The 12,848-nt window shown below is 60.8% G+C and carries 9 protein-coding genes; 4 read left to right on the top strand and 5 right to left on the bottom strand.

Annotation, left to right across the window (positions count from 1 at the left end):
- Positions 1 to 62 precede the first annotated feature (62 nt).
- The 4 genes from HU727_RS14235 to darG all read left to right on the top strand — a co-directional run bounded on the left by HU727_RS14235 (position 63) and on the right by darG (position 3,435).
- Positions 63 to 809 (top strand): S24 family peptidase, encoded by a 747-nt coding sequence (locus tag HU727_RS14235; RefSeq protein ID WP_186532343.1) that lies wholly within the window; start codon positions 63 to 65, stop codon positions 807 to 809.
- 423 nt (positions 810 to 1,232) lie between these two features.
- Complete coding sequence (locus HU727_RS14240; RefSeq protein WP_367617013.1) at positions 1,233 to 1,667, top strand: hypothetical protein; 435 nt, start codon at positions 1,233 to 1,235, stop codon at positions 1,665 to 1,667.
- Positions 1,668 to 1,735: 68 nt separating this feature from the next.
- The gene (gene darT, locus HU727_RS14245; RefSeq protein ID WP_186532510.1) at positions 1,736 to 2,353 is read left to right on the top strand and encodes a type II toxin-antitoxin system toxin DNA ADP-ribosyl transferase DarT; all 618 of its coding nucleotides are present in this window, start codon (positions 1,736 to 1,738) and stop codon (positions 2,351 to 2,353) included.
- Positions 2,350 to 3,435: a type II toxin-antitoxin system antitoxin DNA ADP-ribosyl glycohydrolase DarG gene (gene darG / locus HU727_RS14250; RefSeq protein ID WP_186532342.1), complete on the top strand. Its 1,086-nt coding sequence runs from the start codon at positions 2,350 to 2,352 to the stop codon at positions 3,433 to 3,435. The genes darT and darG overlap by 4 nt, the downstream gene beginning before the upstream one ends.
- 45 nt (positions 3,436 to 3,480) lie before the next feature.
- Here the strand turns inward: darG and HU727_RS14255 are convergent, their stop codons facing one another.
- Genes HU727_RS14255 through HU727_RS14275 form a run of 5 tightly spaced genes read right to left on the bottom strand, consistent with a single transcriptional unit; the run spans position 3,481 to position 12,836 of the window.
- Positions 3,481 to 4,293: a YfaP family protein gene (locus HU727_RS14255; RefSeq protein ID WP_186532341.1), complete on the bottom strand. Its 813-nt coding sequence runs from the start codon at positions 4,291 to 4,293 to the stop codon at positions 3,481 to 3,483.
- Between the two features lie 3 nt (positions 4,294 to 4,296).
- Positions 4,297 to 5,916: a DUF2300 domain-containing protein gene (locus HU727_RS14260; protein WP_186532340.1), complete on the bottom strand. Its 1,620-nt coding sequence runs from the start codon at positions 5,914 to 5,916 to the stop codon at positions 4,297 to 4,299.
- 1 nt (position 5,917) lies between these two features.
- Entirely contained in the window at positions 5,918 to 10,492 is a 4,575-nt protein-coding gene (locus HU727_RS14265) for an alpha-2-macroglobulin family protein (protein WP_186532339.1), read from the bottom strand.
- Positions 10,489 to 11,154, bottom strand: coding sequence for a DUF1175 domain-containing protein (locus HU727_RS14270; protein WP_186532338.1), 666 nt, complete (start codon positions 11,152 to 11,154; stop codon positions 10,489 to 10,491). Before HU727_RS14270 ends, HU727_RS14265 begins: the two co-directional genes overlap by 4 nt.
- Positions 11,124 to 12,836: a DUF2138 domain-containing protein gene (locus tag HU727_RS14275; RefSeq protein WP_186532337.1), complete on the bottom strand. Its 1,713-nt coding sequence runs from the start codon at positions 12,834 to 12,836 to the stop codon at positions 11,124 to 11,126. Before HU727_RS14275 ends, HU727_RS14270 begins: the two co-directional genes overlap by 31 nt.
- Positions 12,837 to 12,848: the final 12 nt, after the last annotated feature.

Below are 12,848 nucleotides of genomic sequence, written 5' to 3' on the forward strand. Positions count from 1 at the left end.
AGGCTTTTTTTGAACGCCCGGTTTATTCAAACCGCTCTAGTCCGGCCGTAGACTCTGTGTTTATGAGAAAGAACACTAGCGGTCCACGATTCAAGGCACTCCTGGAAGCAGCGAACATCAGCACCACGGATTTCGCAAGGTTCTGGGGCACGGAAGCCCAAAACGTTCATAACTGGTACACCCGGGGCGTCCCGGCGTATCGCATGGAAGAAGTCTCACGCCTGTTGTCGATCAATAGTGAATGGCTGAAAACCGGGGAAGGCGTCAAGGACGTCCCGCGCCTGCACCCGCCCGCCAGCAACGGCGACACCTTCGATGCCCAGGCTATCTGCGGCGTCTACACCGTCATCAACCCCAGCGACATTGACCTGGCCTTCTTCAAGGAAACCCCGATCGCCAACGGCGACGGCAAGACCCACGTCATCCTCGACCCCGATCAATCCCTGCGCCTGCCCCGCGCTCACCTCGACCAGCTCGACATCCAGCACGCCAACGCCATCTGCGCCCACATGATCGGCAACAGCATGGCCGACCGCATCGAAGACGGCTCCATCGTCGCCATCGACCGCGGCCTGACCCAGGTTGTCGACGGCGAAATCTACGCCATCGAACACGACGGCATGCTGCGCATCAAATACCTGCACCGCATGCCCGGCAACGGCTTGCGCATGCGCAGCCACAACAACGCCGAATACCCCGACGAAATTTTCAGGCCGGCGCAGATCGAGGAGCAGAGAATTCATATCATTGGATGGGTGTTCTGGTGGTCGACACTGGGCAAGCGGCGGCCGGTGGTGCCGTTTCTATGATGCGCTCGCCGATCTCAATCTATACACAGAACCTGTGGGAGCGAGCCTGCTCGCGAACAGGCCCTGAAAACCGGTACAAATCCAGAGTTCGTACCCCTTCAGTAGCTCTAACCCGCACTTGAGGCTGGGAATCCAAAGCAAAACTCAGTATCCTGCGCCCCACATTTGCGCATCGACCCGCCCCCGCGGCTCAGATGGCGTCCGACGCGGCAGACCAACGTCTGACCAAGTCCCGCACCCGGACGCAGATCCGGATGTACGTTTTGAAGGCTGGCGCGGTTTACCAAAAATAAACCAAGCCAGTCCCCGAGAAGCCGGCCACAAGCCGGCTTTTTAATGTCTGCAGAAAGGCTAGGCCTCGCGCAAAGGAATCGAACAAACTGGGCACTGCAGTTCTGAAGCGTTTCACAAGGAAGTTAAAACGTGCGATTCACCCCTCGTTTCACAATGCTCGGGCCAGTCATCCTGATCGCCGCGATGAGTTTTCACCTTTGCGGCTGCGTCGGTGCCATCGTGGCTTTGCCTGAGAAAACCACGCACAGAACTGATGAGTACAAAGTTCTAAGCGCTCGCTCGATCCCTCCAGCGGTCACCCGAACCGTTCAATCAACGCCCCAACGTGAGTGGTGTGGCATCACGGTTTGGGCGCTGATCATTCCCGTGCCGTTGAAATTGCCCGTGTGTTCGTCGTACTCCGAGCAGTCCTTCGGACGTGACGCGTCTGGCAATGAAATCGTTTTGCTCTATTCAAAACAAACAGTGCCGTCGCCGTTCTACGCCTGCGGCCCGTTCATGGTGCTGGGGCCGATTGTTCATGGTTATCAGGGCAATGCGCTTTGTGGCGTTTTTCCAGATTAGCCAGGGCTCGCGGATAAATGTATTTATTACCCTGTTGTGCTTGCGGTCAAAATTGATGGCACTTTAGAATCGCAGCGACTGTGCGTATCGTCCATCGCGATAACCTGCCCTGGATTCTGGACAACGGTCTGCATTGCGCAAACTCGGAAGTACAGGCACCTCGATACGTGAACATTGGCAATGTCGACCTGATCGACAAACGCCGTTCCCGCCACGTGCCTATCCCCCCCGAAGGCGTTCTTGCCGACTACGTGCCCTTCTATTTCACGCCCTTCTCGGTGATGATGCAGAACATCCACTCTGGGTGGAGTGTTCAGCAACGCAGCAATGACGAGATCGTGATTCTGGTCTCAAGCCTGTATCGAGTTGAAGAGCTCGGTCTACCGTTTGTCTTCACAAACGCACACGCCTATCCGAGCTGGACAAACTATTACAGCGATCTGGCGAATCTCGACCAGATCGATTGGTCTATCCTTCAACGACGCGACTTCAAGCGCGATCCTGATGATCCCCGCAAAATGGAGCGTTACCAGGCTGAGGCGCTGATTCACCATCACTTACCGATTACGGGACTACTGGGCATCATGTGCCACACCGATGCAATGAAAGTACGCATAGAAGCAGACGTCGCAGCCAGAGGCCTGACGCTGGCTGTCCATGCGCGTCCCAAATGGTATTTCCAATGATCAGATTCACCCAAGGCAACCTTCTGGAAGCCAAAGCCGAAGCCCTCGTCAACACGGTGAATACCGTGGGCGTAATGGGCAAGGGCATCGCATTGATGTTCAAAGAACGCTTTGCGCAGAATTACCGCTTATATGCTGCAGCATGCAAAGCGAACGAAGTAGAAACCGGCAAAATGCACGTGACAGCCACCGACGAACTTGATGGCCCTCGCTGGATTGTGAATTTTCCTACCAAGCGCCACTGGCGGTCGCCGTCGCAAATGGCATGGATTACCGAAGGCTTGCATGACCTGCGGCGGTTCCTGCTTGAAAACGATGTGAAATCCGTCGCGGTTCCACCGTTAGGAGCTGGCAATGGCGGTTTGAAGTGGCCGGAAGTACGTGAGCAGATTGTCAACGTGTTGGGTGATCTGGATGCTGATGTCTTGGTGTTCGAACCGTCCAACCAGTATTTGAATGTCGCCAAACGCACGGGCGTGGAAAAACTCACGCCTGCCCGTGCTCTTATCGCCGAACTGGTTCGTCGTTACTGGGTTTTAGGCATGGAGTGCAGTCTGCTGGAAATTCAGAAGCTGGCCTGGTTTCTTGAGCGCGCTATCGAGCAGTTACCCAATACAGAGAACCCTTTGAACCTGAAGTTTGTCGCTCATAAATATGGCCCATATGCGAACCGGCTAGAGCACTTGCTCGATAACCTTGATGGCAGCTATCTGCACTGTGACAAGCGCATAAGTGACGCTGGCATCAGCGATGTGATCTGGTTTGACCAAGAGCGCAAAGCTTTTTTGCAAGCCTACCTCAAGACTGAGGCCAAGGAATACTCACAAGCCTTGGAACGCACGGCTCAGCTAATTGACGGTTTCGAATCGCCCTTCGGGATGGAGTTATTAGCCACGGTTGATTGGCTGTTGAGCCAGGAGGGGGTACCTGCGACTGTTCCTGCGGTACGTGAGGCTATGAAGCATTGGGATGGTGGCGCCGGTGCTGCGGCTCGCAAGAGCAAACTCTTCGATGAACAAGCACTGGATATTGCGCTCAAGCGGCTGACATCCAGTAGTTTCCGGTCTGGGTTAGCGGCCTGAAATGCGATCGAATAAATCGGGCAGCAACCTGCTGCCTGATTTCTCTCACGGATAACTGAACGACTTCACCAAGGTCAACTCCCCCACCGCCCGCATCGGCACCACAAACGTCTCCATCTTCTCGCTCGGCGTCCCTTCTTCGGTGATGACGGTCACCTGTGCCGTCGTCAGCGCCTGCACCGCCGCTTCCCCGCCCTCGTCGTCCCCGCGATACCCGCCACCAAAATAATTCACATAGACCAGATACTGCCCCTTGATCGGCGCGGGCATGGCGGCGATTTCCGGGCCGTAGCCGGTGGTGACGTCGACATCCAGCGCGGCGCCATTGGCGGCGGTGCGGTCGCCGTACCAGATGTGGGCACCGTCGGGGGTGATCAAGTGCAAATCCAGGTCGGTGCCGTCGCTGTCCCAGGCCAAAAGGACGCGCAACTTGGCCGGAGTGGCGCCGCCGCGGGTGTTGAGGAACTGCGTGCGGTGACGTTGCTGGCCGTCGGGGCTGCGGACTTCGACGCTGTTGCTGCCGTTGGGAAAGGAGAACGGGCGGTCGAAGCGGCCGCTGTCGCCGATTTTCAGGGGCATGCTGACGCCGTTGACGATGAGTCGGCCGGGTTCGTTGTTTTTCGGGCTGGCTTTGATTTCGCCGCTGATGCGCGCGGTATTGGCCTGGCCGATCGGGGTGTTTACCGATGAAGCGGGATAATTGACAGTCTGGCGAAAGCGCTCGCCCTCGCCTTCGGGTGCGCCGCTGCGCCAGCCGCCGACGGGGGTGTCCAGTTTGACGCCATCGGCGGCGAAAGCCTGCGGCAGTGCGTTGAGCGCGCAGAGCAGCAGCAAGACCTGTGGATAACGGGTTGTCATGGTCTATTCCAGCAAAAGGTGACGGGCGAGCCCTTCGATGTAGGTTTCGTCCTGGCCGTTGGGGTGGGCTTCGAAGGCCAGGTGCAGATATTCGTGGGTCAGATCGAGGCGGTCCTGCAGGGTCAGCACGCCGCGTACATAGATGCGCCGACGTTCGCGGTCGACGAAGGGGCGGCCAAAGGCGAGTTTGCAGACGGCGAACGTGCTGACTTCGTTGTAGCCGGTTTCGCTTTCAAGTGCCTGGCGCCAGCCCCGTCGCTGTTTTTGCAGCCAGTCTTGCGCGGCAGGCAATGTTTCGCAGGAGGCGACCGGGTTGTCCCAGCGGCTGAGGCTGGCACGCGGGTAGGCGTGCAGCAGGATGGCGTCGTAGCGTTGGCCGGCATTGGCTTGTTCGACGGCTTGCTGCCAGGCGAGTTTGTCCGGGCCGGGCTGATCGGAGTGATAGTTGACCGCGCTGCCGGCCAACACCAGATCGGCCGTCCAGGCGGCGATGTTACGGGAGGCGCTGGAAGCCGGGCGCGGTGCGACGCGTTGGCGATTGCTGCTGTCGTCGATGCTCAGACAGTCGCCGTTGCGTGTGGCGTTTTGCAGCAAGTAGGTGCGGATGGCCACGGCGAGCGCTTTGGCAGCCTCGGCGGGTTCGGGCCTGGCTTCACGTTCGAGGACGCGGGCAACGTATTCTTCGCGATCAAGCCTGGCGACGAGTTTGTCGTTGAGCAGGAACAGCTCGCCGTCGCTGCGAACGTCCAGTGCGTTACCGTTGGCAAATTCGACGCGGTAGTCGCCGAGCAACGGGCCGGACGCAGCAACGCGCTCACCCTTCAGCACCCGCGCCAGCGGATAACGCGAGAACAAGCCAACTTCCACGCATCGCCCCGCGTCTGCCGGCCATGCGACAGGTAACACGGTCGCCAGCGCCTGCCCGTAATGACGCAGAACCATCTGACTGGTGCCTCGCCCACCCGCCCATACAGGCGCGCCGTCGACCGTCCAGCCGGCGAAGCCACCCTGTCGCGATTGCGGATCCTGATCGCCGAGCCAGCTCCAGGTCTTCACCCGCAGACGTCCGCCGAGTTCGCCGACGACATTGCCGTCCGCCGCGTTCAGCGGCACGTCGAGCAGCACTCGACGCATTTGATCCTGAGCGGGCAATGAAGCCAGCAGCTTGAGCAGATCGGCGACAGTAACCCGCGTGGCCGGTTGCACCGAAGGCAAGTCCAGCAGCCACGCCGGTGCTTGCCGGGCTTGCCAATACGCTCGCCAGTCAGAAGCCGAAATCCCCAACCGCGCAGGTTCAAAATACAACCCACAGGATTTCACCAGCGCCTGATCACGCTCGATCCGGCCGCCCGCCGAGCAGCAATAAACTTCTTCCCTGGACTGCCCGCGACATTCGTACGCCGGTTCACGCGCGCCGGTATCCACCAGCCACGCGTAGACAAACAGCTTCCACAGACTGCCGAGCGGTGTATCCAGTGACGACGGCAACGGCTCGCGGGCGATCAGTTGCGTCTGATTCAACGACAGCAACTCGCCCTTGTAAGCCACGCGCAACGGTTCTTCCTGCGCCGTCGCCAGCGCAGGAATCAGCCACATCATCAGCCACAGCAGCGGCCGGGTCATGTCAGTTGACCGTGACCTGGCCGAGGGCAGCCTTGGTTTCCTGAGCCTGATGCTGCGGCGCGTAGACCTGCTTGAAGCGCACCGGCGGCAGGCTGAACTGGCCTTTTTGCGAGAAGCGCACCAAATGGCGCAGACGCAATTCACCACTCAGTGCATCCACCGGCACCGCGTAGGCCAGTTGCCCCGGCTCGAAACGCGCCTTCTCCAGCGCGGTCGGTTCGGTGCCGTCCTTGCCCTGCAGCTTGATGCCCCATGTCGTGCGTTCGACATCAGCGCCCGGCGGCAGCGGCACTTCGAGCATGCCGTAGCGCAGCGGTTTGGGCGCCTTGTTGGTCAGGATGACTTCGTCCAGATACAAGCTGTCGCTGGACAGCGGCTTGCTGCCGACCGGCTCCAGTTTGAAAGTGAACGCCTCCTCGCCCGGCACCAGCCGCGACAGGCGACGGGTGATGGTCACAGCCATCGGATCGACCGGCGGTTGCTGCGTCTGATAGCTCAGCGCTGCGCGCAACGGTCGTTCCTGAGTGCCGGAAACGGTCAGCACACTCGGCACCGGCGTCGCGCCTTGCCACGTCCAATACATCTCGCCACTAACGCCATGGTTTTTCTTCCAGCCGTCCCCCGGCATCAGCGCGATGGTCGGTGATGCCTGGGCGATGCTGCGTTGCAGCCAGGTCAGCGCCAGCGCACGTTCCAGTGTCGATTGTTGCGGCAACAGACGTTGCAAAAGCGCCGTCGCGCGAGCCTGGTCGAACGGTTGCAGCGACAGGTTCAGCGCCTCAACGAACGGCTGCGAACTGACCGACAGGCGCTGTTGCGCAGCGCCGAGCTGACGGTTGAAGGGCTCAGGCAAAGCGACCTTCGCCTGCGTCGCCATGGAAGCGGCCAGGACACGCGCCGCTGCCAGCCCCAACGCCGAATCCGGATCGCTCATCACCAGACTCTCTGCGTCATCATCCATCAGCGTTTCGGCATTACCGTCACCGGCCTTCGCCAGATCGTCCAGCAAACCACTGAGCAATGTATTGACCGGCAGTTGCATCTGTCTGGCGAACGACAGGATCAGCGCCCGTTGCAGCAGCGGCGTGTTCGGCGCCTGTTTGGCGTAGACCTCCAGCACTCGCAGCCAATGCTCCGGCGGTAAGGTCAGCTCCAGCACTCGGCTGGCGTTCCAGTCGGCGTAATAAGCGTAGGCGGTGAGGAAGGCATCCGGCTCACCGTCGTAACCCCACCAGGTAAAACTCGCCGATGGCCCGGCCATTTGCACCAGACGCAAGCGGCTGTTCTGCATGATCAAACGCAAGCGGTCGCGGATCTGCGGGTTCGATGCCAGCGATGGATAAGCGATGCTCAGCGGCAGCAAACGACTCGCCGTTTGCTCGACGCCGCCGTAGGGGTAACCGAGCAGATCGTCCAGCGCTGAACGGAACAGCGCTTGCGGACTGTCGTCCAGGCGCAGGCGAATATCCGTGGCATCCGCCGGCAGACGCAGGGCCGTATCGCCGCTGACCACGTCGACGCTCTGCGTCTGGGTGACTTGCCAGCCGTCCCCGGTCGCGCTCAGGCGCACGGCAAGGGCGTCAGCCGTCTTGCCGTCCTGCACCAGTTCCGCCGTCCACTCGCCAGAGGCCAGGGCGAATGGCGGAATTTGCAGATAATTGATGCCGCTGTTCAACGTCACCGGCAGGCGGTGTTCGGCGCCGGCGTAGCGAGTGACCAGTTCAGCCTTGACCGGTTTGTCGGCCTGGCTGAAGGCGAACACACCAAGTTGCGGTTGGTCACCCTTGCGAAATTTGCTCGGCCCGCTCCACTTCAGGTACAGCGGTTTTTCCGAGCGTACAAACTGCTTCTTCTGCCCGACCTGACCGTCGTCGGCGATCGCCCGGGCGGTGATGCGCCAGCGGGTCAGCGAGTCCGGCATCTTGAAGGTGAAGCGGGTTTTGCCGTCGGCGCCGGTCAGCAACTCTGGCTGCCATGCGGCGGTATCGACGTCTTCACGCCGTGGGCGCTCCAGCACTTTCACCCCGCGTTCGCTGCGGTTGGCCTTGCCTGGCGCGCCGGGGCTGCCCGGCAACGCCACGTCGTAACTGATGAACGACAGGCTGGCGCTGGTGCGCACGTTGTTGCGACGCGGGTGATAGAAGAACTGGTCGATGGACGGCGCGACTTCCGGTTGCAGCGCATAGACCATTTCATCGACGACGCTGACGGTCAGGTGCGCCGGTATTGCCTTGCCGGCGAACTGAGTCATGAGGTCGACGGTGACCGTGTCGCCCGGCAGATACACCGCTTTATCGGTGCTGATCGCCACGTCGATCTGCGGCGCGGTCACCTTGATGCCGGCGTTCTGGAAGCTGTACTGCCCGCCCTTGGTGTACAGGACGGAGAAGGTCAGGTTCGGCGCGAAGCTATCCTTCACCGGGATGCGTGCGCGGTACTGGGTCTCGCTGAGTTTTTCCAGTTTCAGCCAGTCCCCCCCCTTGGCCAGCAGCGCAGTGGCCTCGACCTTGTCGCGCTCCAGCGACAGCAAAGCGTCGCTGACCGGCTCAGGGAAAGTGATCAACGCCAGCGCTTCATCGCCGGCCTTGTATTCAGGCTTGTCGAGGACGATTTCGACGGTACCCGGCACCGCCTTGACGCCATCACCGGTGACTGAATGGCCGGTAGCGCCGAGCACACGGCCATGTTGGTCTTTCAAGGTGAGGTTGTATGTGCCCGGACGCTCGAAGGCGATGCTGAACCCTTTATCTGTCGCGGCGAGTTTGCCTTCGCCGGTGCTTTGATCTTCCAGTCGCACCCAGCCATACGTGCCCGGCGTCACCGGTTTGCCCGGCTCGGTGCCGCCCTCGTTGGCGTAGCTGAACGCCACCTTGTCACCGACCGCGCTGAAGCGTTGCGGTGCACTCAGTCGGAAACTGGCGGCGCCACGATCGATAAGGATTTCCTTGGTGGTCTTGACCCGATACGCCGCGCCGTCGCTGGCAAACACGGTGAGCATATAGCGGCTCGGTTTGTCCGCCGCTGGCAGGTCGAGTGTCGCGTTGCCCTTGCTGTCGGTGGTCAGTTCGGTGCTGGTCAGTTCTACCGGAAATTGCCCGAGGTATTGCAGCTCGTTGTCGACCATCGACAGTTGTTGGGCGCGCAGGCTCAGGGTCAGTTTGGCGTTGGCCACCGGTTTTCCGTCAGGGTAGAGCAACACCAGGCTGCCCTTGACCGGTTCGCCGGTGCGGTAATCCTGCTTGGCCAGATTCAGCGAGATTTCGAAGTGCGGCTTGATGTATTCGGCCACACGGAAGGCGCTGCTGTAGGCCTGATCCTTGTAGTTGAAGCGAATCTCGTAACCGCCGGCAACGGCGTTGTCCGGCAACTGGAAGCGGCCTTGAGTACCGGCCTTGGAATCGAGCTTCAGGTCCATCGTTTGCAGCTCGGTACCGGTGGCATCAAGGACGCTGACGCTGACATCCGCCGCACCCGGCAGCACCGAATCACGTGCGTTCTTGAACTCGCGCCCGACGATTTTCAGCGATACCCAATCGCCTGGGCGATACAGCGGCCGGTCGGTGAATGCATAGAGCTTGGTGTCGTAAATTTCGCTGTCGTAATAGAAGTTTTCCGAGACGAATACGCCGCCCTCTTCGTCTTCGCCGATCACGAACGAACGCTCGGGGCTGACGTGTTTCAGGCGCAGCAGACCCTCGGTATCGGTGGCACCGCTGCTCATCACGCCGAGGCCGTCAGTCCACAACACGTTGACCTTCGGCACCGAGCTGCCTTCGTGTTTGCGCGCCGCCCATACCAGCAATTCATCACCGGCAATCTTGCTCACCGCGACAGTGTTGGACACGAAGACCATGGTGGTCGCGCGGTACTTGCCGATCAGCGCTTCGACCAGATACAGACCCGGCTTCAGCTTGCCCAGCGGGATATAAACGTTGCCCGGCGCGACGCTGACGAAGTCGCTCGAAGACCCGGCCAGATTGACGCCCGCTGGCGGCTGGATCGGCTTGGCCTGCCACAGCGGATAACGGAACTGGCTGACCACCGGGAGACCCGGGATCAGTGCGAATTGCGGCTGCGCGTCGTACGGCGTCGGCGCTACGATGGCGTCGCCCATCTTCAGTTCCGGTACCTCCTCGGTGACCTGTTTGCGCGATTCATAGGAGAAGGCGCGCTGCATCACCCGCCGGGACTTGCGATACCAGTTGTCCCACAGGTACGCGAGGGTGTTGGACAGCCCCTCGCCCTTGAATTGGCCATCGCTGACCACGCGATGCAGGTTCTTCTGGCGCTTGAGAAAGTCCAGTGGCTTGTCGATGCGGTACACGCGAATGTCGGCGCCGCCATAAGGTTCCATGCGGAAGCGACGGTAATCACGGCCCGGCGCTTCCAGGCGCACCATGGCCTGTTCGTCGGCCGCGAAACTGCTGTCGGCCAGGAGGAAAAAGCTTTCCCCGGACACCGGCGTGTAGCCGCTTGGCTCGACCGAATCTTCAGCGTTGACGGTGGCGATTGGCAGCAGCAACGCCAACAGCAAAGGAATTGAAGCGCAGATACGCAGCATGCGGGCACCGGTCATTGGGAGAGGAAGTTCAGTCGATAGACGCCGATGAAGTTGGGGTTGGCTGCGTCGGGTATCCATCGGGTGTCCTTCCATGTCATGAGTTGTTGCAGGCTTGCCGAACGCATGCCGTTGTCAGTAGGGGTCGTTGCGCCGGTGTGGTAGGCGATGTACCGGCCCATCCAGATCATCAGGTGCTGATCGTCGCCCTGATCGAAAAACATCAGATCACCGGGCCGCGCCTGGGAAACATCACGGCCGACCAGATGGCTGTTGAACTGAATCAGCTTGATTGCATTGACGTAGGGCCCGACCTTGCCGCCGCCCTGCTGCCACTGTTGGGCGAGCTTGCGCTGCGCGTCGCTCAGCGACAGTTCCGGCGGCAGATAGCGATTGGACACGCCATTGCTGCGCAGCCATTTGTCGTCGTGAACCTTCAGCGCTTCGTTGGCAGCGAATCGCACAAGCCCGGCACAATCCTGCTGATACCAGCGTGGGCTCGGGCCTTGGCTCAGTTGTTCCTGGGCGATGCGCACAAACCAGGCACGAAAAATTTGGGATTGCGCAGGATCGAGCGCTGGCGCCTCAACGGCGCGGGCGCCAGCGCTGAGCAGCAGCGCAAGCAGACCAAGGCTGCGGATCAGTGCCGTCACAGTGCTTTCCACTCCAGCGGCAACCATTGCCAGTGGCCATCGGGCTCGCTGCCTTCGGGCAAGGTCAGGGCATATTTTCCGTAGCCGCCGAGGGTGCGCAGTTTCGGGATCAGGTGGGCTTGCGCGGCGTTGTAGAACACGGGTTCCATGTCCTGCGGCAGGCTGTCGAGGGTTTCCTGCTGCATCAGTTGCGCCATCGAATCGGGGCCGAAGTAGATCGGCATCAGCACATCCTTGGGCAACACGTCGGCCATCGGCGGGAAGCGTTTGTCGAGAGTGCCGAGGGCCTTGTCGACGAGTTTGTCGTCGAGGGAAAACAGCAGCGTCGAGCCGTGGCGGGCGAGGCTGACTTTCATGAACGCGCGGCCGCTGATGGCGTCCGGGTTTTCGGCGGTCTTCGCCGCATACGGACCGAAACTGGAGCTGACCTGACGCTGCCAGACGTGGCTTTGGCCTTCCTGTTTCTCGACCACCGGGAAGACGTTTCCTTCAACGCGGGACTCGAACGCGCCGACCATCGAGCCGAACAGTTTGCCCAGATCGCCGTCGAGTTTGCTGCTGTCTTCATCCTTGAGGCTGGCGACCAGCAGCGGCGTATACAACCGAGAGTCGGCGTACCAGCACAGCCCTGCCGCGCCGGCCACGTGTTCGGTCAGGGCCTGCGCCACGGTTTCTTCTGCGCCGAGCTTCATCAAAATCGGTTTCTGCGGTTCGGCCGCCACCGGCAGGGTCACACAAGCGCTGGCACCCAGCGGCATCGCTTGCCAGACCGGTTTGAAATCGAAGTCAGGCTGGTTTTCCAGCTCATCCATGGCGAGGTAGCTGTGCCAGCCTTTGTCGTCCATGTCGAAACGCAGCCCGGCGAAGTTGGGGATAAAGCGCTGATACCCCATCGCCAGAACGCTGGAATTGACCGACAGCCGCTGTTTGGTTTCTGGGCTCTTCGCTGGCAGGCCGAAGGCTTCGGGGAACAGTTTCTCACCGTTGAGCAGTGCCGCCAGTGCTTGCGGCGAGACATGGCCCGATTCTTCGGACGCGCCGCTTTGCGGGTCGTAATACTTGGCAGGGTTGGACAGCACCACCAGCTTGTCGCCGCGAGAAGCGAACAGCAGGGACTTGCTCGCGTTGTAGCTGAGTTGATACAGCGGCACCTCGTCGCTGCCGACTTTGAGATTGCCGAAGACGCTGAGCTGCGTGTCGTCCAGCGCGACTTTTGCCAACGGTTCAAGCAGCTTCGCCAGCCCGCCGCGATCCATCACCAACAGGAAATCCTTCAAACGGCCATCCACCCCGCGCCACAGCGCCACGTCGGCCGGCTGATCGAAAAGCTGCTCGATCAGGCTGTCCTGCAGTTTCAGATCATGCTCGTAGATGATCCGGCGCAGACTGCCGATCAACCCGAGGCGGTCGGCGTGGGTTTCGTAATAGAAGACGAAATCCTCGGTGAGCGTGGCCTTGAGGAACGGCACCGTCAGCAGATCTTTGGGCAACTGGCTCAGTGAGCGGGATTCGAGCAAGGCATCTGGGCGACTCAGGCCGAGCTTGTCACCCGCCAGTTCAGCGGACGGCGCCTTGGGCTTGAGCAGCAGCCAGCCAAAACCGCCCGCCACGCCGGCGACCAGGCAAAGCCCGAGCGCCAGCAACGGCCAGCGCCGCGAGGGTTTGGCTGCTGGCGAGTCGGCAGCCGGAGTAACAGTGTTATCGCTCATGTGCACAACATC

The sequence above is a fragment of the Pseudomonas khorasanensis genome, assembly GCF_014268505.2.
Lineage (GTDB): Bacteria > Pseudomonadota > Gammaproteobacteria > Pseudomonadales > Pseudomonadaceae > Aquipseudomonas > Aquipseudomonas khorasanensis.